Below are 19592 nucleotides of genomic sequence, written 5' to 3' on the forward strand. Positions count from 1 at the left end.
AGGCGCGCTTCAGCGCCACACCGGCAGCCTTTCGCGCGCGCCCAGCCGCTCTGAGATCTGCTGCGCGGCCGACACGATCAACGGGGCAAACGTGCGCATCTGTGTGGCCTTGAAGCGCTCACGCGGACCCGACAGTCCAAGCGCCGCCACGACGCGCCCACTGGCGTCGCGGACCGGAGAGGCGATGCCGTAGACGTTTTCGTTCCATTCACCCTTGTTGATGGCGTAGCCCTGCGAGCGCACACGCGTCATTTCCTGCAAAAAACGCCCAGGATCGACCAGCGTCAGCGGCGTGCGCGCGTCCAAGCGCTGCGAGAGCCGCTCGAGAGCTGGATCGGACTGAAACGCGAGCATGGCCTTGCCCGTGGCCACGCAGTAGGCACGCGCACGGCCTCCGATCTGTGAGTACGCACGCACCGGGTTGGGGCTGTCGAGCTTGTGGACATAGACCACCTCGTCGCCGTCGAGCACCGACAGGTGCACCGTCTCGCGCGTGCGATCAAGCAGGTCGTCCATGATCTGCTCGGCGTGGACCCGAAGATCCAGCTTGGCGAGCACGGCAGAGCCCAGTTCCCACAGCTTGATGGCCGCGGTGTAACGGCCCGACTGCGGATCGCGCACGATGAAGCGCGCCTCGACCAACGCACCCAGCAGGCGGTGCACGTTGCTCTTGACCAACTGCAACTCGTTGGCAATGTCGGTCAGCCCCAGCGGCCGCTCGCTGTGCGCGAGCAACTCAATGATGGCCAAGCCTTTGATGAGGGTGTTGTTCATGGTGCGCTGGAGATTGTGCCTTCAGCGTCTGGAGGCGGACCGAGCCGACCCCCGAGAGCCAAGTTGCCATTCACAATACATAAGTTCTGATATACGGAATAAAAATTCAAGAAAACGATCAAGTCGCTGAGGTGCTTTGACGGATTTCACAACACTTTCTGAACTGGATTCATCAGTCAAACATAGGCCAATTTCTGCATATCGGAATATTTGTTTTCTATTTCAGAACCTTCTAGCATCCTCTCGACATCTTTCAGGGTGCCCCACCCTGAACGACCCTACCCGCTCAGTCATGACCTCCTCCTCTTCGATACTCCCCCTGGCTGGCGTGCGCGTCGTCGAGTTCTGCTCGACGGCCTCCGGTCCGTTTTCAACGATGCTGTTGTCGGACATGGGCGCCGACGTCGTGAAAGTGGAGCCGCCAACGGGCGATGGCTTGCGGCAGTGGCCACCGCTGAACCAGGGCTACAGCGAGAACTTCGCGTCGCTCAACCGGAACAAGCGCTCTGTCGTTCTCAACCTGAAGGACGCGAGCGATGTCGCTCTGGCGCGGCAGCTGATTCTTGAGGCCGACGTGGTGGTCGAGAACAACCGCCCCGGCGTGATGGACCGCCTGGGCTTGGGCTACTCAGCAATGTCGGCGGAGAAGCCTTCGCTGATTTTCTGCTCGATCTCGGCGTACGGTCAGACCGGTCCACGCTCGGCCGAGGGCGGCTTCGATCTGACCATCCAGGCAGCAGCCGGCGTGATGAGCGTCACAGGTGAGCCTGACGGCGCACCCGTGAAGTGCGGCGTGCCGCTCTCCGACTTCGCATCGGGCCTATACGCCGCCTATTCGGTCGCATCCATGCTCGTGCACGTGCGCTCGGGCGGGCACGGGGCGCACATCGACATTCCGATGTTCGGCTGCACGCTGGGCATCGCTGCGCTGCAGACCAGCGAGTACTTTGGCAATGGGCGCAGCCCCGTCAAGCTCGGTTCGGCCCACCCCCGGAACGCGCCGTACCAGGCGTTCCATGCGCAAGACGGCTATTTCGCCATCGCCGCAGGCAACCACAAACTCTGGTTGTCGGTGCTGGACGTGGTGGGCATGCCGGAGTTGGCGGAAGACGAGCGCTTCATCAACACGACCGATCGGGCACGCAACCAGGCGGACCTCAAGGAGATTCTTGAGGTCGTCTTCACGCGCCAGCCCGTTGACCACTGGATCCAAGCCTTCAACGACGCGGGCGTTCCACACGCACGCATCAACGACTACGCCGCCGCGCTTGCCGACCCTCAGACGGCGCATATGGGCTGGGTGCAGACACTGGATTTGCCGAACGGTGAGAAAACAGAGACCTTCGCTTCGCCCGTGCGGCTGAACGGCACGGGGTTTAGCATTCGCCGCCCGCCGCCTGCCTTGGGGCAGCACACGGACGAGGTTCGCCAGCAGTTCGCGGTCAAGGAAATGTGATGGGCGTGCAGGAAAACCGTTTGCTGGAATTCGTCGCGGCGATGACGCGCCTGGTTGAAGCAGGACCCGCCGACGAAGCACGTCTGCTGCAAGGCGCTGAACCGTTGATGAAGGCGCTGGTCGCCCACGACGACTGGCTGCCCGAAGCCATGGCGCAGCCCCACCCGCAGTTCTATCAGCAGCACCTGCTGTACGGCGATCCGCTCGACCGCTTTTCGCTGGTCAGCTTTGTGTGGGGCCCCGGCCAGCAGACACCGGTGCACGACCACACCGTGTGGGGAATCATCGGCATGCTGCGCGGCAGCGAGTGCGCGCAGGCGTTTGACCGTGCGGCCGATGGTCGCTTCGTGCCTGCTGGCCCTGAGGTCACGCTTCGCCCCGGTGACCTGGACACCGTATCGCCCACCCTGGGCGACATCCATCTCGTGCGCAATGCGCATGCCGACCGCGTGTCGATCAGCATCCACTTGTACGGGGGCAACATCGGCCGGATCGCCCGTCACGTTTACGTGCCGGAAACCGGCGAAGTCAAGGACTTCGTTTCTGGCTACTCCAACACGCTCTCGCCCAATTTGTGGGCACGCGTCGCCTCGTGAGCGGCCCAGACCTGGTGGCCGCGCGCGACGGCGCGGTGCTGCACCTCCAACTGAACCGTGCGGACAAGGGCAATGCGCTTTCGTCCACGCTGGTGACCGCCCTGACCGACGCGGTGGACAAGGCTTCGCAAGATGCCAACCTGCGCCTGCTCGTCATCTCTGGCGCAGGGCGACACTTCTGCACGGGCTTCGACCTCTCAGACCTCGACAACGAGACGGACGACAGTCTGCTATCGCGCTTCACGCGTGTCGAGTTGCTGCTTCAGGCGGTGCATGCCGCTCCGTTCACCACGCTCGCGCTCGCCCACGGGCGCACGACGGGCGCCGGCGCCGATCTGTTCGCCGCCTGCACAGAACGCTGGATCGTCGGCGATGCGAGTTTCACGTTCCCCGGCGCCGCGTTTGGCCTTGTGCTCGGCACGGCGCGCCTGGCAACGTTGGTGGGTGCGCCCTCGGCCGCGAGTTGGCTTCAGGGCGGTGCCGTCGTCGACGGGGCGACGGCTCTTGTCAGCGGCCTGGCTACTCGACAGATTGAAAGCAGCGCACTCGTCGCCGAGCAAGCCGCGCTGACTGCCCGCGTCAGCCGGCTTGATGGAGCGACCCAGCGCGCCATTCACGCCGCGATCGATGCGACACGCCGCCCCCGCGGCGAAGCAGGCGACGCTGAAGACTTGGCTCGGCTCGTCCGCTCGGCCGCTCGGCCCGGGCTGCGCGACCGCATCGCCGCCTACCGCGCCGCCCAACGCAAGCGTTGACCGAGTCAGCACCTACTTTTTTGAGCCTCTGCCGGACCACCACGTGACCGCCGCTTCGTTCGAGACCCTGTGCCTGTGCTGGCGCGTGCACGAACTTGGAGGCGGAGGCGCTGCACGTGACTTCGAGATCAAAGTGAGTCCGCGCAAGGCCAAGGTCACCGGGCAAGGCGCCATCGCCATGGGCACGCGCGCAGGCATTCGCTGAGAACCCTCCGGCGCCGCGCAGAAGCCTTGAACAGCCAACAAAAGGCGCCCCGCCTAGTCACAGTCATTCATCAGGAGACATCCATGTCGCAAGTCAGCATCGAACAGCACGGCAAGGTCACGCTGTTCACCATCAACCGCCCCGCTCGCAAGAACGCCATCTGCAAGGAGACCGCGCTGGAACTTCAGGCGGGCTTCGCCGAGTTCGACGCCTCCGATCAGCGCGTGGCCGTCATCACCGGCTCGGGCAACGACGCCTTCTCCTCGGGCGCCGACGTGAGCAACCTGTCCGAGCTGTGGCGCTGCATCCCGGGATCTGGCTTCACCACCGACAAGCCGATCATTGCCGCAACGGCTGGTTGGTGCGTGGGCGGTGCCATGGTGCTCACCATGATGTGCGACCTGATCGTCGCGGCCGACAACACGAAGTTCTCCTACCCCGAGGCTCGCCTGGGCTTCACCGGCGGCATGATCGCCGGCCTGGCCGCGCGCATCCCGCACAAGGTGGCCATGGATTTGATCCTGTTGGGACGCACCATGGATGCCCATCGCGCCTACAACGTCGGGCTCGTGAGCGACGTGGTCGACACCGGCAAGCAGGTCGAAGTAGCCATGCAGCAGGCCCAGACGCTGGCGGACTCTGCACCATTGGTCCTCACCACCATCAAGCGCTTCGTGAACCAGCACGTGCTGCCCAAGAGCCCGGCCGAGGCCATGTCGGAGACCCTGCGCCAACTGAATGTCGTGCGCGAGAGCGACGACATCAAGGAAGGCATGGCTGCCTTCAGGGAAAAACGCCTCCCGGTTTACGCTGGCCGCTGAGCCAGCGACGGCATCGGCAACGCGTCGTGCGCCGGCCTGACCGACGCATGGCGGCGCAGTGACGCTGGGCCACCCAAATGGACGCGCGGTCCCTGCCCGGCTTCTGCCGTTTATCGACTTCAGGCCCGACCAAGCTGCGCCATCAGATCTGGCCGATTCGCAATCCCCTTCCATGGCCGCGAATCGGCCAACGGGCTATCCTGCACATGTCATGGCCTACACACCCACCTTTATTCCTGAATCGCTGACCCGCGCTGATGTCGACGCGCAGCGCGGCGCGCTTGTGCTCGAGTTCGGGACGAACTGGTGTGGCTGGTGTCGAGGGGCGCAACCGGACATCGAAGCCGCCTTCGCTCAGGCGGGCGCGGATGTTCCGCACGTCAAGGTCGAGGATGGCCCGGGACGGCGCCTGGGACGAAGCTATGGCATCAAGCTGTGGCCGACGCTGGTTTTCCTGAAGGACGGGCAGGAGGTCGCCCGGCTCGTTCGGCCAGATGGCTCGGGCGCTATCGCCCAAGCGCTGAAGCAACTCAGCGATTGAGTGGCACGGCCTGACCCACGGGGCGCCAGCCGGCGTACCCCGTGAAGGTCGTGGATCAGTCGTCGAAAATGGTCGAGCACGGCTGGAAGCGCGCGCAAGGTGAGACCGCCCGCAGACGCACCACCGTGTTCCCTTCAGGGCGCGCCTCAGCGACAAAACCCACATGATCGCCGACCTGCAGGCCCAGCACCAACGACGGGTCCGCCACGCGAAACGTGACCGTCGTGAAGGGGATCTTCCCTCCGGGCAACAACTTGAGTCGCAAGGCATTGGGTTCCCGTGGGCTCGGCAAGCTGCGAACCACAGCGCGGGTGTAGACGACGCGCGCGTTCACTGAACTGCCAGGGCGGTCGGCCTGCGCCGAAACCGGCGCACCGCCATCACCGTACGGCGCGCGAGCGAACAAGAACCCGGGTCTCGAAGTCACCTCCGTGGCGCGGACACCCTGCGACCCAAGCAAGCCGATCACCATCGCGGCTTGCAGCAACGGTGGACAGCGCAGGAGGAATAGGTTCACGGCCGCATTGTCACACTGTGACGGTGCCCCACGGCCGCCAGCCAAGTGGCGTCAGGCGCCCCAAGGAGGTACGGGGAGAAACATTTCTTCCAGCGCCTGCAACATCACGCGCACCTTGGCGATGCGCACGCGGCTGGGCGTGTAGCAAGCGTACAAGTGTCGGCCGAAACGGGTACTGGGCTCATGGTCGCTCAGCACCTGTACCAGGCGGCCGTCGCGCAGCAAGGGCTGCGCAAGGTATTCCGGCAGGATGGCCAGACCGCGTCCTGCGACAGCGGCGTCCACCATGGCGTCGGTGCTGTTCATGCGCAGCCGGCTGGTCGCGGTGTGGATGTGCTCCTCGCCCTGCGGGTCGATCAAGTGCCAGCGGTGGTCGTCGGTGAGCAGGTAGCTGAGCGTCTGGTGGTGCGGCAGCTCGCCGGCATGCTGCGGCGTCCCATGCATCTGCAGGTAGGCGGGCGAGGCACAGATGAGGCGCTCCAGCGTCGCCAACCGCCGCACCACGGCGTCCTGGGGCGGCATGCGGGTCATGCGCAAAGCCAGATCGATGTCCTCGGCCTCCAGATCGACCAACTGGTCGCTCAGGATCAACTCGCAGGTCAAGCCAGGGTGTGCGTCGGCCAGGCGCCCGAGCAGCGGCGCGATGTACACGCGACCGAAGCTGATGGTGGCACTGACCCGCAGTACCCCCAGCGGCGTTTCGCCCTGGTTGCGCACGGCGATCTGCGTGGCAGCCACGGCGTCGAGCGCGGCCAGCGCGTGGTGATGAAACTGCTCGCCCGCCGGGGTCAGACTCAGGCGGCGCGTCGAGCGTTCAAGCAGGCGAGCGCCGAGGATGGCTTCCAGCTCGGCGATCTGCTTGCTGACCAACGCGCGCGTGCAGTCCAGTTCGCGCGCCGCGGCGGCCATGCTGCCGTGTTCAACCGTGCGCACAATTGCCGCCCAGGCCGGCAGCCACTGCGCGGCGGGCGCCGCGGCCGGCGGGCCGCTGACGCCTCTGCCCTGCCGGATCGCGTGAGCAGCATCGGATGAGGATTGCCGCAACTTTTGAGCCCGGGAATGCACCATTGTCAACCAATCATTGACATAAACACGTCCATTTTGCGCTGTTTTGTCACCAGCTTCAGGCCCTATGATCCCATCGCATCCGATCACGCTTCTCCGCGCCCCGGATCAAGATTTCTCAGGCGGTTTCACCATGTTCAAGCAACTTCGCGGTCCCGGCGTCATGGGCATCACGCTGGCAGCGGCCGGCATTCTGATGGTGACGATGGGTGCCCGCCAGTCGGTCGGCCTGTTCGTGGGCCCGATGAACACCACCACCGGGCTGGGCATTGCCACCATCAGTTTCGCGTTGGCCGTCGCGCAGTTCACCTGGGGCGCGGTGCAGCCGCTGGCGGGCGCGGCAGCCGACCGCTGGGGCCCGCGCGCCGTACTGATCGCGGGGGTGCTGGTGCTGGCGCTGGGCACGGCGCTGACGCCGATGGTCAGCACTGGATGGGGCCTGATCTTCACCCAGGGTCTGCTGGTCGCGATGGGAGCGGGCGCGGGCAGTTTCTCGGTGCTGATCGGAGCGGCGGCGCAGCGCATGAGCCCCGAGGCGCGAGGCGCCGCCTCGGGTGTGATCAACGCGGGGGGCTCGATGGGCCAGTTCGTGTTTGCGCCGCTCGCGCAAAAGCTGATCCAGCTGTTCGGCTGGATGGGCGCCATGTACACGCTGGCCGTGGTCTCGCTCGCGGCGCTGCCGATGATCGGCCGCGTGACCAAGGGCGGCAACACCGTCCATACGGTCGCGGCAGACGACGGCGGCCTGCGCCGCGCCGTGCGGGAGGCGATGGGCGACCGCAGCTACCTGCTGCTCCATCTGGGTTTTTTCACTTGCGGCTTTCACATTGCGTTCCTGGTGACACACCTGCCAACAGAGGTCGACCTGTGCGGCCTGCCCCCGTCGGTGGCGAGCTGGTCGCTCGCGCTGATCGGCCTGGCCAACATCGTGGGCAGCCTGGTGGTGGGTCACCTGGTGGGGCAGTACCGAAGCAAGATGATTCTGGCCATCATGTACGCCAGCCGCGCGCTGCTGGTGCTGTGGTACTTGGCGATGCCGCGGGAGCCGTGGGTGTTCTACATCTTCGCGATCGGCCTGGGCTTCACCTGGCTGGCCACGGTACCGCCAACGGCCGGCATCGTCGGCAAGCTGTTCGGCGTGCGCTACCTGGGCACGTTGTTCGGGCTGACGCTGCTGTCGCACCAGATCGGTGGCTTTCTGGGCGCGTGGCTGGGCGGCCTGGCGATCACCCGCTTTGGCGACTACACATGGATGTGGTGGGCCGACATTGCGCTGGCCCTGATGGCCGCCGTGGTCAACCTGCCGATCCGCGAGGCACCGGTCAAGCCTGCGATGCAGGCGGCGTGACGGCGAGTTGGCGCTGAAGCTCTTGATGGACGTCGCTTATTCAGGGCATCATCACTATCAATTAAGTAGCTGACTGCGCTGATGGCTGTAGGTATACAGCTCGATTTCACTAAAAATTGGCCCGTTCAGACAGCTGCCCAGCACCGGTCTTCGGTCGGCGTCGCCATCGACCGACCCGACGTTCAAGCCATCAGCATCCGGCAGGCCTTGCCGCTGCGCCCGCGCGGTACCACCACGCCAGCCTCGCCCAATACGCGGATGGGCTCGGCGCCCTGCGCGGTAGCGAAGTGCTGCAGTGCATCGCGGCAGCGGTCGATCACGGCGCGCGCCTCGTCGCCCTCGTGCGGCACGCGCAGCACCAGCGTATGGGTGTCGCGCTGCTGCAGCTGGAAGTCGAACAGACCGCACTGCTCTTCGACCACGGTGCACAGGGCCATGGGCAGCAGGCTGACGGTTTCGCCCTTGCGTCGCAGAGAAGGCACGCGCAGCACGTCGTCGCGGCGACCGCCGACGTCCAGCATGGGCAGCGGCGAGCCACAGCCGCAGCGCTGGCTGTGCAGCGTGACCTGGTCGCCCAGGTCGTAGCGGATCAGCGGCTGCACCAGGTTGGCGAGGTTGGTCAGCAGCACCGTGTGCGAGGGCTGGCCGCGTGGCACCGGGCGGTAGTGCTCGTCCACCGGCTCCAGGATCACCCAGTCTTCGTTGACGTGCAGATGGCCGTGCGCGCATTCCCAGGCGATTGGCAGGAATTCCGACGCACCGTAGCTGCTGCGCACCGCCGCGCCATCGAAGCTGCGGCGCACGCGCTCACGCGCGGCGGCGCCCAGCGCCTCGCCACCCGTCATGACGCAGCGTGGCCGGATCTGCAACCGCCCCGCAGCTGCTTCATCGGCCAGAAGGGCCGCCGCGGTCGGGTAGGTGGCGAGCACGGTAGGCTGGAATTCGTTCAGCGCAGCCACCAGCGCCTCGGTCGACTGCAGCAGGCTGAAGCAGCGCGCGCTCTTGGCCAACCAGGGGTTGACGCGGCGCAGGCGCTCGAAGCTGACCACGCTGGCAAAGTGTCCGCCGGTGGCCGTGACCATCGCGGTGCGATCACCCGCGCCGAACGCGTCGAGCGCCGAGAACGGACCGAACAACCGCCCCGCGCCGCTGCTGCGTCCGGCAACACGGTGGCGCACCGCCTCGAGCGCGTCGTACACCGCCATCGCCGGCGCGTCCTGCACGAACACACCCGGCTTTGAGCTGGTACCCGAGCTTTCCCACACCACATAGCGGCCAAGCCAGGCTTCACCGACCCGTGTGTCGTCAGCGGTGAAATCGCGCAGTTCATCGAGGCGCAACGCCGGATCGGTCACCCACTGGTCAAAGTCACCCATCAATTCGGCCCGGGTGACGTGCGGCACGTGCGCAAGATGGTGGCCCCGGCCTGCCGCCGGTGCTAGCCGCTCGCGGTAGAAAGCCGAGCCGTGGCGCGCGGCGTCGAGCAGGCGCGCGAGCCGCTGTTGCTGGCGCTGCGCCAGCAACGAAGGCGTGGCATGCGTGGCGGCCATCACGTCCAGCGTGGCGGCCTGCATGTGCAAGGGGTCGAATACGGACGTCATGGGCGGCGCCTTTGGCTGCCGCCACGCGTCCACCGGCACGAATGCTGGCCTGTCATGCGTGATGTCTCCTGTTTACCGTCCGATGCGCGCGCCCCCGTTCAAGTTCCCGCCTGCGACAGTAAAAAACGGCGGCAATCACGTCCTTCAGCGGCTGTCAATCCATGTTGCCAGACCCGGGTGCGCCCGTATTGACAAGGGTCAAATTGGACAGATCACTTGCAGAGACTTACTTCGCCTTAAAACTGTCACTAGTACATAGAATTTCGCTATAAGCCCTTTTCCATACTGCGAATACAGCTACTTTTTTAGGAGCAATTGTCCATCAACGAGTCCGCGCGTCGCAGCGGATGCCGATGGCTGGTGGTGTGAAACCAGCCAGAACGCCCGGCCTAAATTCTGGCGCCGCCACGCACTCGTTGAAGTCGCCCCGTGTCGCCATGCTTGGCGCGTGCGCCGCGTTTCAGGTGCCCGACCGCAGCGAATCGACACCGCGGTTGGCCAGCGCATCGGCGCGCTCGTTGCCCTCGTGCCCGGCGTGGCCGCGCACCCAGTGCCAGTGGATGGTGTGACCCGCGCCGCTGACCAGCGCGTCCAGGCGCTGCCATAGGTCGACGTTCTTGACCGGCTGCTTGCTGGAAGTGCGCCAGCCCTTGGCCTTCCAGCCGGTGATCCATTCGGTGATGCCCTGGCGCACGTACTGGCTGTCCAGGTACAGGTCGATCTCGCACGGCCGCTTGAGCGCGGACAGGCCTTCGATCACCGCCGTCAGTTCCATGCGGTTGTTGGTGGTGTGGGCCTCGCCGCCGAACAGCTCTTTCTCATGCCCGGGCGAACGCAACCACACGCCCCAGCCGCCGCGGCCGGGGTTGCCCTTGCAGGCGCCATCGGTGAACATCTCAATTCGATTCAAGGTCATTTCTTCTAACAGACGGCTGTGGTGCTGCGCGACCAGCTACCGAAACAGGAGCACCCGACACCGCGGGCGCCTTTTTCCAACGGGCGCCCACCAGCTTGGCGCCCTGGGTGCGCTTGACCGCCACGGCCACGTAGGCGGCGCCCAGCACCGGCCACCAGCGGGCGCCTATGCGGTCCACCCATTCAAAGCGCGCCAGTGCGCCGGCGCTGCGCACGGCCGGTCGGTAACAGCCAAAGGCGATCGATTCCAGCTCGAACTCCAGCAGACGCAGCCAGTCGCGCAAGCGCCAGTGGCCGATGAATTCGCAGCCGTCCGGCAGGTAAGTACTGCCACTCCCCAGGCTGCGGTACACATGCGCGCGCACCTGCCGCCAGCCCCACAGACTGGCCGGGTTCAGGCCCGAGATGGCCACCCGCCCCTCATGCACCAGCACGCGCTGCACCTCGCGCAGCGTGGCGTGCGGGTCGGCGCTGAACTCCAGTGTGTGCGGCAGCACCACGAGGTCGACACTGGCCTCGGCCAACGGCAGGGCGGCGCTGTCGGTGACCAGCGCTGTCTTCCAGGCCGATGGTGCCGCGTCGGCGGTGAGCGGAGGCCAAGCAGACGCCTCAGGTGCTTCTGCGCCAGGATGTACGCCGCCCAGATCGGCGTACCAGCGGTGCGGCATGCGGTTGGCCCGCAGCGCGTCCAGTGCGGGCAGGCCCAACTGCACGGCGTGGTAGCCGAACACGTCGGCCAGCGCAGCATCGAACTGCGCCTGCTCCCAGGCCAGCGCGTACTGGCCGGGCGGTGTATGAAACCAATCAAACAGGCCGGTCATCGGCATGCGTCAAGAGGTGCAAGTGTAAAGATGGGTAGCTCGGACAAGCGGACGATCACGCGTTTTTATAATCGCCCACTCATGGAATTGATTGCACTGCCCGCCTTCCAGGACAACTATTTCTGGATGTTGCACGACGGACGCCACGCCTTGGTGGTGGACCCGGGCGAAGCGGCGCCCGTGCTGGCAGCGCTGCGCCAGCAGGGCCTGACGCTGGCGAACATTCTAGTCACGCACCACCACGCCGATCACACCGGTGGCGTGGCCGAATTGCACGCCACCACCGGCGCCCTCGTCTGCGGTCCGGCGCGCGAGCGCATCCCCGAACCGTTTCGCCCGCTGCAAGGCGGTGACCACGTTCAGGCGCTGGGCGTGGACTTTCGCGTGATCGACGTGCCGGGCCACACGGCCGGGCACATCGCCTACTTCGCCGCCGATGTGAACGACGCGCCGCTGCTGTTCTGCGGCGACACGCTGTTTTCCGGCGGCTGTGGCCGCCTGTTCGAAGGCACGCCGGCGCAGATGCTGGCCTCGCTCGACACCCTGGCCGCACTGCCGGGCAACACGCGGGTCTGCTGCGCGCACGAGTACACCTTGTCCAACCTGCGTTTTGCCTGTGTGGTGGAACCAAGCAACCAGGCTCTGGCCGATTACCTGCAGCGCTGCGAACAGCTGCGCGCCCAGGGCCAGCCGACGCTGCCGTCCACCATCGGGACGGAGCGTGCGGTCAACCCTTTTCTCCGCAGCCGGGAACCTGAGGTCGTGCAATCCGTGCACACGCAGGCGGCTTCCGCAACGGACGAAGTGGCGGTGTTCGCCGCGCTTCGCGAATGGAAAAACAACTTCCGATGAAATGGTCCTATGTGCTGGCGCTGGCCGCCAGCGTCTGGCTGGCTGGCTGCGCCGCCCCAGGCAGCACCTCCGGCGATGCGCCCTCCCGCACGTCCACCTCGACCCGCCAACCCACCGCGGGCGACATGCCGCCGGTCTCCATGACCGAGCTGCGCTCGGGCAAGGTCGCGCCGCTGGACGCCCCGGCCGACCTGTGGGACCGCATTCGCCGCGGCTACGCCATGCCCGACCTCGACACCGACCTGGTGCGCCAGCAGGAGCAGTGGTACAGCAGCCGCCCCGACTACATCCAGCGCATGACCGAGCGCTCGCGCATGTACATCTTCCACATCGTCGAAGAGCTGGAACTGCGCGGCATGCCGACCGAATTGGCGCTGCTGCCCTACATCGAATCGGCCTTCAACCCGCAGGCCGTGTCCAGCGCCAAGGCGGCGGGCATGTGGCAGTTCATGCCGGCCACCGGCAGCTCGTTCGACCTGCGCCAGAACATGCTGCGCGATGACCGGCGTGACGTGATCGCCTCGACCCGCGCCGCGCTCGACTACCTGCAGCAGTTGCACGACCGCTTTGGCGACTGGCATTTGGCGCTGGCCGCCTACAACTGGGGCCAGGGCAACGTGAACCGCGCCATCACGCGCAACCAGGCGGCGGGCCTGGGCACCGGCTATCTCGACCTGAGCATGCCGGCCGAGACGCGCAACTACGTGCCCAAGCTGCAGGCGGTCAAGAACATCATCGCCCGCCCCGACAGCTACGCCACCGCGTTGCCGCTGATCGAGAACCACCCCTTCTTCGACACGGTCGACATCACCAAGGACATCGACGTGGAAGTGGCCGCGCGCATGGCCGAGGTGCGGCTGGAGGACTTTCGCGCCCTCAATCCCTCGCAGCGCAAGCCGGTGATCTTCGCCGCGGGCACGCCGCAGGTGCTGCTGCCCTGGAACAACGCCGTCACCTTCAACCGCAACCTGGCCGCCGCCGACCCGCAGTCGCTGGCCTCGTGGACGGCCTGGGTCGCGCCTTCCAACCTGCCCTCGCGCGAAGTTGCCAGCCGCTTCGGCATGGACGAGGAAAGCTTCCGCGAGATGAACAACATCCCGCGCGGCATGCTGATCAAGAGCGGCTCCACGGTGCTGGTCAAGCGCAGCAACGGCGCAGCCACAGCGGTGGCAAGCCACGTCGTCAACAACGCCCAACTCTCGTACACGCCGGAAGTGGTGTTGCGCCGCACCACGGTGCGCGCACGCAAGGGCGACACCATCGCCAGCGTGGCCAGCCGCTACGACCTGCCAGCCGCCACCGTGGCCGGCTGGAACAAGGGCGGCGCCCACGCCAGCCTGAAGCGCGGCCAGCCGGTGGTGCTGTACCTGCCGGTGCGCGCCGCCGCTGCGGCGGCGGGTGACGGCATCGCCTCTGCCCGCCACCGCGCCCGCGCCGAGCGCAGCACGCCCAGCCGGGGCCACCAAAAGGCCGAGCGTGCCAGCGGCCGCGCCGCCAAGGGCCAGCCATCGGCGCGGGCTGCCAAAGGCGGCAAGGAAAGCAAGACGGCCAAGTCGACTGCCAGATCGTCTTCAGGCGGCAAGGCTGCGGCCAAGTCCGCCCCGGCCAGAACATCCGCCAAGGGCAAGAGCAAGCGCTGAAGACCCGCCTCAGGCCTGGAAGCGCTGCTTGGCCTTGCGGGCGAATTCGTTGGTGTACACCGCTTCAGCCGACACCCGCACCGGCGGCGTGAGGGCGCCGTAGCGCTCCACCAGCCGAACGGCGGTCTGCACGCCCAATTCGGTCAGCACGCCATCGGGCGACAGCGCCTCGCGCGACTTCTCGAAAGCACCGAGGAACACCGCGCGGTCGCCATGCATCGACACTTCGGGCATGGCGCGCACGATGTCGCTCGGCCCCGCGGTTTGCAACCACTTGAGCGCCTTCACCACCGCATTGGTGATGCCCTGCACCGTGCGCGGGTTGCGTTGAAGGAATTCGGCTGGCGCATAGAGGCTGCCGCCTGGCATTGGCCCCCCAAACAGATCCTGTGTGATGCGCAGCAGGCGCGTGTCGGTCACCACGCGGATGTCGCCGCGCGCCTCCAACAGGCTGATCAGCGGATCGAAATGCGCGATGGCGGCGATCTCGCCTTCGCGCAGGGCGGCCACCGCGGACAGCGCGCTGTTCAGCGCCACGAACTCCACCTCGCCAGGCACCAGGCCGCTGCGCACCAGCACGAGCTTGGCAAACCAGTGCGTGGCGGGCTCCTGCGCTGAAATGCCGACCCGGGCGCCCCGCAATTGCGAGAGGTGGCGAAAACCCGGCACCGCGCGCGTGCTGACGCCAAACACCAGTTGGGGCGCGCGCCCCAGCAACGCGAAGGCCATGCAATCCACGCCACGCTGGCGCAGCATGATGGCGCTTTCCACGCCCCCCACCGCCAAGTCGGACGTGCCCTTGGTCAGCGACTGCTGGATCGGGCCGGTGCCACCCAACTCGTGGAATTCAACCTCCAACCCTTCTGCCGCAAAGTAGCGCAACTGCGCGGCGACGGTCAGCGGCAGTTGGTACAGGGCAGAGCCCTCGTTGACCGCCATGCTGACGCGGGGGCGCTCAGGCCGTGCAGCGCCGTTTTGGGCCCGCGCCGTCCCGGCCGCCCAGATCAGGGCGGGCAGCCCTCTCAGCAGGGCACGACGTGAGGAACTCGGGGCGGGCATTGTCAACAGGCTTCGGGATCACTTAGAACATGCCCCCCACCAGCATGGAGCACGCATATGCGGGACGTTAGCGAATACTCCGCCAAGCTGCATCCGGGCGTATCCCAATCGGGTTTGCCTGTACGCCCGATGCCGGCGCTGCCGGCCCGTCACAGCCGCTCGCGCCGGACGAAATCGAAAGTTCTAACGCATTCGCGGCGCTGGCAGCGACCCAAACCAAGCGTGTGGCACACGCCCGGTTTGTAGGTCGAGCTCATAGATCAAATTGGCGTCTAGCCCTTGCAGAGCAAGCGCGGATAGCTATGCATTTGATATCAAACCAACGACCGATGTGCTCGGCGTCGCTGCCGGCCGCTGCTCAACGCCGGTCGACCAGCGCGTGGGCGATGGTGCCCAGGTCGACGTATTCCAGCTCGCTGCCGGCCGGCACGCCGCGCGCCAGGCGGGTCACGGTCAGGCCGCGGTTCTTCAGCGCCTGCGCGATGACGTGGGCCGTCGTCTCTCCTTCGGCGGTGAAGTTGGTGGCCAGGATGACCTCCTGCACCGTGCCGTCGCTGGCGCGCTCGATCAGCTTGTGCATGCCGATGTCGCGCGGCCCCACGCCGTCCAGCGGGCTGAGCTTGCCCATCAGCACAAAGTAGCGCCCCTTGAACGCCCCCGTGCGCTCCAGCGCCGCCTGATCGGCCGGCGTTTCCACCACCGCCAGCTTGCTGGCGTCGCGGCGCGGGTCCTGGCAGGTGGCGCACACCTCGCCTTCGGTGAACGTGTGGCACAGCGCGCAATGGCGCACCTGGCTCACCGCGTCCTGCAGCGACCGCGCCAGCAGTTGCGCGCCCTCGCGGTCGTGCTGCAGCAAATGAAACGCCATGCGCTGCGCCGAGCGCACGCCCACGCCCGGCAGGCGCCGCAGCGCCTGCACCAGGGTGTCGAGACTGTGGGTGTCACTCATAGCAAATCAGACAGGCGGTAAAAACGCAGTGAGCCCAACAGCGGTCGTTCGCCCAGCTACGACCTCATCGTGGCGCAACACGTTCCAGCCAACGCCGTGCCCGGACCTGCGCCGGGCACTGGCGTTGTCCCCCTTCCCGAAGAGAGAAGGGGGAAGGCGCGTCAGCGCCTCAGGGGGATGACCTTTTAAAACGGGAATTTCATGCCCGGCGGCATGCCCGGCATGCCCGCCGGCATCAGCTTGCCCATCTTCTCGGCTGAGACTTCCTCGGCCTTGCGCACGGCGGCGTTGAAGGCGGCGGCGACCAGGTCTTCCAGCATGTCCTTGTCGTCGGTCAGCAGGCTCGGATCGATGGTGACGCGCTTGACGTCGTGCTTGCCCGTCATCAGCACCTTGACCATGCCGGCGCCGGATTCGCCTTCGACTTCCATCTGCGCCAGCTCGTCCTGCGCCTTCTTCATGTTGTCCTGCATGGCCTGCGCCTGCTTCATCAGGCCAGCCAGTTGTCCTTTGTTGAACATCGTTTGATTTCCTTTTCAGATCCATGGACGGCGGCGCGCTGCGCCACCAGTTGTGTTCGAAACCCGTGCGCCGCGCGCCAGAGCGCTGGTCATGGGGGCATCCATTTGAACGAGGCAGCCCGCCCAGCTTGGCTCCGGGTGCGCCGTCACAGCGGTTTGATGCTGCCAGGGACGATTTTCGCCCCAAACTCGCGCATCATTTCCTGCACGAAGGGGTCGGCCATCACCAGCGCCTCAGCCGCCTTCATGCGCTGGGCCGCCGCGTAGTGGTTGCGGCGCGATGGGCTGTCGGCCACGCGGCCCAGCTCGACGTTCAGACGCACGCCGTGCCCGGCGTCGGCCAGCGCGGCCTGCAGCCGGTCGCGCACGCCGGCTTGGCGCAGGGTTTCGGTTTCCACACGCAGCGTCCACTGATCGGCCTGCCGTTCGGCCAGTTGGGCCTGCAGGGCCAGTTCGCGCACCAGGGCCGTCACCTTTTCGCGCGCGATCAGGTCCTGCACCAGCGCATGCCAGAAGTCGCCCAGCTCGGTGGCGGCGACCGGTTCGGGCTCGGGCCCCGCAGCAGGCTGCGCCTGGGCACGATCGACACTGCCTTCACGCACCTTGACCGCTATCGAATCGGAAGCTGCCTGCGCAGGTGGTTGTAGGGCTAGCGCCGAATTTTCTTCAAATTCCTGGGGACGCGCATGCGCTGCCCCGCGCACGGGCAGGGGGCGCAGCGGCGAGCCAGCGGCCGGTGGCAAACCGCTGGGCGGGGCCATCGCCATCGCATCGCGCGGATCGTCGGCGTCGCCCCAATCGTCAGGCCACGGCGCGCCCGCGTCGTCCGCGTCAATAGGTGCGAAGGCGGCGTCGCCCATGTCGTCTGCTGGGTTGTCGGCGAGGTCAGTCGCGCCACCCTCCGCGCCCGCACCGGGCGCGACGTCTGACAGCGTCGCGCCCGGTGCGGGCGTCGCTAACGCTGACGTCGCTGCGGCGGTCTGCGCGGCGAGACTCACCGCAGGTGCTGCCTCGTGGGTCACGGCGGCCGCCGCAGGCTCGGCGGGCGCATCGGTCATCACCGATTCCGCGTTCACTGCGCGATCCTGCGGCGGCGCCGTGTCCATGGTCGCCGGCGGCGCTGGGTCCGGGCTCGCCGGTGCCTTCTCCGGCGACGCGAGCTTCGGCTGCGCGACCGGGGGTGGCGCACTGGCCACCGGTGCCGCTGGCTGCGCGGCAGGTGGGCTGACCGACGCCGCGGCCGCGGGCGAGGTGGCCGCTGGCGCCGCGCCTTCAGCTGATTTCAGAGTTTTTTTTTCCGCCGCGTCCGCTGGACCGGTACGGGGCTTGAACGGCAACAGCCGCAGCAGCACCATGGTCAAACCAGCGTATTCGTCGGGCGCCAGGCCCAGCTCGGTGCGGCCGTGGATGCACAGGCTGTACAGCAACTGGGTTTCGTCGGCCGGCATCAACGCGGCCAGGCGCGCGGTTTCCTGCGCGTCGGGGTCGGCGGCATCGACGGCCATGTCGGGCACCGCCTGCTGCACGGCCATGCGTTGCAGCACGCTGGCCATATCTTCCAGCGTGGTGGCGGCGGACAGGCCGGTGGCCCGCAGCTGGTTGGCCAGCTCGACTACGGTCTTGCCGTCGGCCTGCGCCAGCGCCTCGATCAGGCGGAACACGACAGTGCGGTCGACCGAGCCGAGCATTTGCCGCACACCGGCTTCCTGCAACTGGCCCGAGCCGAACGCGATCGCCTGGTCGGTCAGACTGAGCGCGTCGCGCATCGAGCCGCGGGCGGCGCGCGCCAAGAGGCGCAGCGCCTGCGGTTCGGCCGGCACGTTTTCGGCGGCCAGCACGTGGGTGAGGTGCTCCAGCACCGTCTCGGGCGCCATCGGCCGCAGGTTGAACTGCAGGCAGCGGCTGAGCACGGTGACCGGCACCTTCTGCGGGTCGGTCGTGGCCAGCACGAACTTGAGGTATTCGGGCGGCTCTTCCAGCGTCTTCAACATGGCGTTGAAGGCGTGGCCGGTGAGCATGTGCACCTCGTCGATCATGAAGACCTTGAAGCGGCCCTGCACCGGCTTGTAGACGGCTTGCTCCAGCAATTGCTGCACTTCGTCCACGCCACGGTTGCTGGCGGCGTCGAGTTCGGTGTAGTCGACGAAGCGACCGGCATCGATCTCGGTGCAGGCGGCGCACACGCCGCAAGGCTCGGCCGTGATGCCGCCCTGCCCGTCCGGGCCAGTGCAATTGAGCGATTTGGCCAGGATGCGCGACACCGTGGTTTTGCCCACGCCGCGCGTGCCGGTGAACAGGTAGGCGTGGTGCAGGCGCTGCTGCGTCAGCGCGTTGGTCAGGGCCTGGACGACGTGCTCCTGACCCACCATCTCCGTGAACTTGCGCGGGCGGTATTTGCGGGCCAGAACCAAATAAGACATGCTGAGGATTTTACGGTGTGAGACCCGGGGCCTCCGGCTTAGAGCCGCGCCCCTGAAACTGATGCATGTACGCCACGATGTACCCCTTTTTTATCAAAAGGCCGGTATGCTGCGTCGCAACAGACATTCCCGACTCATCGTAGACATCAACGCCACCGGCAGGCTGTATCAGCCGGCCCATGTGGCGTCTGACTTGCCCGACATGCTCGAAATCATCGAAGCTTGCGCGCCCATCACCCCCGAAGGCTGCGCGGACGCCGATCCTCAGGCCATGGTGCTGGTAGGCTCGCTGGATGGCTGCTGCCACCCCCGCGCAGGTCGCCTGAAAGCCCGCCTGGTGGATTGCCAATGCCACGACCAGTTGGCACAGTTGCGCGCCGAAGTCACGCACCTGCTCACCCTGAGTTTTGGCCCTGTTGAAGCCCAGCGCCGCCTGCAGGCACTACAATAGACCCCGACGGGCCTTCCCGCATGGTGAAGGAGCCAACCGGGTCAGGTGGGGAACCAAGCAGCCCTAACTTTGGAGTCAGTGCCGGGGTCAAGGCTCGTCACCCTATTCAGCGGCAACGCTATCTTTTGCATAGCTGCCCGCGCTGATTGCTCTAGCGCAAACAGCCCAAATCATTCCAAGTCTTGATTTCTGGGGGAGTGACCCCAGACGGACTAGCTGTAGTTTCTCAACACGTTGTTCCCGTCGAATGCGAGTCGCGTGATGGGAGGCAGGTGTTCGGTGGCT

Annotated in this window: 20 protein-coding genes and 1 other RNA gene; 11 read left to right on the top strand and 10 right to left on the bottom strand. The window is 66.5% G+C overall.

The annotated features are described in order from the left end of the window. Positions 1-9: 9 nt before the first annotated feature. Complete coding sequence (locus tag FVQ98_RS17905) at positions 10-774, bottom strand: IclR family transcriptional regulator (RefSeq protein ID WP_147914820.1); 765 nt, start codon at positions 772-774, stop codon at positions 10-12. Between the two features lie 292 nt (positions 775-1066). Between FVQ98_RS17905 and FVQ98_RS17910 the strand changes: the two genes are divergently transcribed. The 6 genes from FVQ98_RS17910 to FVQ98_RS17930 all read left to right on the top strand — a co-directional run bounded on the left by FVQ98_RS17910 (position 1067) and on the right by FVQ98_RS17930 (position 5148). After that, positions 1067-2230: a CaiB/BaiF CoA transferase family protein gene (locus tag FVQ98_RS17910; RefSeq protein ID WP_147914821.1), complete on the top strand. Its 1164-nt coding sequence runs from the start codon at positions 1067-1069 to the stop codon at positions 2228-2230. After that, positions 2230-2826: a cysteine dioxygenase family protein gene (locus FVQ98_RS17915; RefSeq protein ID WP_147914822.1), complete on the top strand. Its 597-nt coding sequence runs from the start codon at positions 2230-2232 to the stop codon at positions 2824-2826. The genes FVQ98_RS17910 and FVQ98_RS17915 overlap by 1 nt, the downstream gene beginning before the upstream one ends. Next, positions 2823-3581, top strand: a complete 759-nt coding sequence (locus tag FVQ98_RS17920) for an enoyl-CoA hydratase/isomerase family protein (RefSeq protein ID WP_255507844.1) — start codon at positions 2823-2825, stop codon at positions 3579-3581. The genes FVQ98_RS17915 and FVQ98_RS17920 overlap by 4 nt, the downstream gene beginning before the upstream one ends. A gap of 43 nt (positions 3582-3624) precedes the next feature. Then, complete coding sequence (locus tag FVQ98_RS19780) at positions 3625-3786, top strand: hypothetical protein (protein WP_187265796.1); 162 nt, start codon at positions 3625-3627, stop codon at positions 3784-3786. 83 nt (positions 3787-3869) lie between these two features. Continuing rightward, complete coding sequence (locus tag FVQ98_RS17925) at positions 3870-4607, top strand: enoyl-CoA hydratase/isomerase family protein (protein WP_147914823.1); 738 nt, start codon at positions 3870-3872, stop codon at positions 4605-4607. Positions 4608-4818: 211 nt separating this feature from the next. Then, positions 4819-5148, top strand: coding sequence for a thioredoxin family protein (locus tag FVQ98_RS17930; RefSeq protein ID WP_147914824.1), 330 nt, complete (start codon positions 4819-4821; stop codon positions 5146-5148). Positions 5149-5203: 55 nt separating this feature from the next. Here FVQ98_RS17930 and FVQ98_RS17935 read toward each other — a convergent pair whose 3' ends face one another. Continuing rightward, positions 5204-5665: a copper-binding protein gene (locus FVQ98_RS17935; protein ID WP_147914825.1), complete on the bottom strand. Its 462-nt coding sequence runs from the start codon at positions 5663-5665 to the stop codon at positions 5204-5206. A 51-nt stretch (positions 5666-5716) separates the two neighbouring features. Continuing rightward, a complete protein-coding gene (locus FVQ98_RS17940; protein WP_147914826.1) occupies positions 5717-6733 on the bottom strand; it encodes a LysR family transcriptional regulator in 1017 nt (338 codons plus the stop codon). A gap of 130 nt (positions 6734-6863) precedes the next feature. Between FVQ98_RS17940 and FVQ98_RS17945 the strand changes: the two genes are divergently transcribed. Beyond that, positions 6864-8078 (top strand): MFS transporter, encoded by a 1215-nt coding sequence (locus tag FVQ98_RS17945; protein ID WP_147914827.1) that lies wholly within the window; start codon positions 6864-6866, stop codon positions 8076-8078. A 182-nt stretch (positions 8079-8260) separates the two neighbouring features. Here FVQ98_RS17945 and FVQ98_RS17950 read toward each other — a convergent pair whose 3' ends face one another. The 3 genes from FVQ98_RS17950 to FVQ98_RS17960 form a co-directional block, all read right to left on the bottom strand. Continuing rightward, entirely contained in the window at positions 8261-9679 is a 1419-nt protein-coding gene (locus FVQ98_RS17950) for a phenylacetate--CoA ligase family protein (RefSeq protein ID WP_147914828.1), read from the bottom strand. A gap of 460 nt (positions 9680-10139) precedes the next feature. Then, on the bottom strand, positions 10140-10574 hold the full coding sequence (rnhA, locus tag FVQ98_RS17955) for a ribonuclease HI (RefSeq protein WP_370512983.1): 435 nt from the start codon (positions 10572-10574) through the stop codon (positions 10140-10142). Position 10575: 1 nt separating this feature from the next. Next, complete coding sequence (locus tag FVQ98_RS17960) at positions 10576-11415, bottom strand: class I SAM-dependent methyltransferase (RefSeq protein ID WP_255507845.1); 840 nt, start codon at positions 11413-11415, stop codon at positions 10576-10578. A gap of 81 nt (positions 11416-11496) precedes the next feature. Between FVQ98_RS17960 and gloB the strand changes: the two genes are divergently transcribed. Together gloB and FVQ98_RS17970 are read left to right on the top strand one after the other, a co-directional pair. Continuing rightward, positions 11497-12267, top strand: coding sequence for a hydroxyacylglutathione hydrolase (gene gloB / locus FVQ98_RS17965; RefSeq protein WP_147914830.1), 771 nt, complete (start codon positions 11497-11499; stop codon positions 12265-12267). Next, positions 12264-13907 (top strand): transglycosylase SLT domain-containing protein, encoded by a 1644-nt coding sequence (locus tag FVQ98_RS17970; RefSeq protein WP_147914831.1) that lies wholly within the window; start codon positions 12264-12266, stop codon positions 13905-13907. The genes gloB and FVQ98_RS17970 overlap by 4 nt, the downstream gene beginning before the upstream one ends. Positions 13908-13916: 9 nt before the next feature. On the opposite strand, the gene FVQ98_RS17975 is transcribed toward FVQ98_RS17970, so the two are convergent. From FVQ98_RS17975 to dnaX, 4 genes are all read right to left on the bottom strand, one after another. After that, the gene (locus tag FVQ98_RS17975; RefSeq protein WP_147914832.1) at positions 13917-14966 is read right to left on the bottom strand and encodes an ABC transporter substrate-binding protein; all 1050 of its coding nucleotides are present in this window, start codon (positions 14964-14966) and stop codon (positions 13917-13919) included. A 358-nt stretch (positions 14967-15324) separates the two neighbouring features. Beyond that, positions 15325-15915, bottom strand: a complete 591-nt coding sequence (gene recR, locus FVQ98_RS17980) for a recombination mediator RecR (protein WP_147914833.1) — start codon at positions 15913-15915, stop codon at positions 15325-15327. 185 nt (positions 15916-16100) lie between these two features. After that, a complete protein-coding gene (locus FVQ98_RS17985) occupies positions 16101-16436 on the bottom strand; it encodes a YbaB/EbfC family nucleoid-associated protein (RefSeq protein ID WP_147914834.1) in 336 nt (111 codons plus the stop codon). 146 nt (positions 16437-16582) lie between these two features. After that, complete coding sequence (dnaX, locus tag FVQ98_RS17990) at positions 16583-18856, bottom strand: DNA polymerase III subunit gamma/tau (RefSeq protein WP_147914835.1); 2274 nt, start codon at positions 18854-18856, stop codon at positions 16583-16585. 193 nt (positions 18857-19049) lie between these two features. Here dnaX and FVQ98_RS17995 point away from each other — a divergent pair, with 193 nt between their 5' ends. After that, positions 19050-19307, top strand: a complete 258-nt coding sequence (locus FVQ98_RS17995) for a hypothetical protein (protein WP_147914836.1) — start codon at positions 19050-19052, stop codon at positions 19305-19307. A 5-nt stretch (positions 19308-19312) separates the two neighbouring features. Then, positions 19313-19409: signal recognition particle sRNA small type (gene ffs / locus FVQ98_RS18000), an RNA gene on the top strand. Positions 19410-19592 lie beyond the last annotated feature (183 nt).

It is taken from the genome of Ottowia flava (assembly GCF_008017535.1).
GTDB classification, from domain to species: Bacteria; Pseudomonadota; Gammaproteobacteria; order Burkholderiales; family Burkholderiaceae_C; genus Ottowia; species Ottowia flava.

What these genes read in the sequence shown, in the direction of transcription:
- FVQ98_RS17975 (WP_147914832.1), bottom strand. Translation starts at nt 14,966, where the DNA reads ATGCCCGCCCCGAGTTCCTCACGTCGTGCCCTGCTGAGAGGGCTGCCC.
- FVQ98_RS17905 (WP_147914820.1), bottom strand. Translation starts at nt 774, where the DNA reads ATGAACAACACCCTCATCAAAGGCTTGGCCATCATTGAGTTGCTCGCG.
- dnaX (WP_147914835.1), bottom strand. Translation starts at nt 18,856, where the DNA reads ATGTCTTATTTGGTTCTGGCCCGCAAATACCGCCCGCGCAAGTTCACG.
- FVQ98_RS17945 (WP_147914827.1), top strand. Translation starts at nt 6,864, where the DNA reads ATGTTCAAGCAACTTCGCGGTCCCGGCGTCATGGGCATCACGCTGGCA.
- FVQ98_RS17985 (WP_147914834.1), bottom strand. Translation starts at nt 16,436, where the DNA reads ATGTTCAACAAAGGACAACTGGCTGGCCTGATGAAGCAGGCGCAGGCC.
- FVQ98_RS17970 (WP_147914831.1), top strand. Translation starts at nt 12,264, where the DNA reads ATGAAATGGTCCTATGTGCTGGCGCTGGCCGCCAGCGTCTGGCTGGCT.
- rnhA (WP_370512983.1), bottom strand. Translation starts at nt 10,574, where the DNA reads ATGTTCACCGATGGCGCCTGCAAGGGCAACCCCGGCCGCGGCGGCTGG.
- FVQ98_RS17940 (WP_147914826.1), bottom strand. Translation starts at nt 6,733, where the DNA reads ATGGTGCATTCCCGGGCTCAAAAGTTGCGGCAATCCTCATCCGATGCT.
- FVQ98_RS17960 (WP_255507845.1), bottom strand. Translation starts at nt 11,415, where the DNA reads ATGACCGGCCTGTTTGATTGGTTTCATACACCGCCCGGCCAGTACGCG.
- FVQ98_RS17915 (WP_147914822.1), top strand. Translation starts at nt 2,230, where the DNA reads ATGGGCGTGCAGGAAAACCGTTTGCTGGAATTCGTCGCGGCGATGACG.
- FVQ98_RS17910 (WP_147914821.1), top strand. Translation starts at nt 1,067, where the DNA reads ATGACCTCCTCCTCTTCGATACTCCCCCTGGCTGGCGTGCGCGTCGTC.
- gloB (WP_147914830.1), top strand. Translation starts at nt 11,497, where the DNA reads ATGGAATTGATTGCACTGCCCGCCTTCCAGGACAACTATTTCTGGATG.
- FVQ98_RS17950 (WP_147914828.1), bottom strand. Translation starts at nt 9,679, where the DNA reads ATGACGTCCGTATTCGACCCCTTGCACATGCAGGCCGCCACGCTGGAC.
- recR (WP_147914833.1), bottom strand. Translation starts at nt 15,915, where the DNA reads ATGAGTGACACCCACAGTCTCGACACCCTGGTGCAGGCGCTGCGGCGC.
- FVQ98_RS17925 (WP_147914823.1), top strand. Translation starts at nt 3,870, where the DNA reads ATGTCGCAAGTCAGCATCGAACAGCACGGCAAGGTCACGCTGTTCACC.
- FVQ98_RS17930 (WP_147914824.1), top strand. Translation starts at nt 4,819, where the DNA reads ATGGCCTACACACCCACCTTTATTCCTGAATCGCTGACCCGCGCTGAT.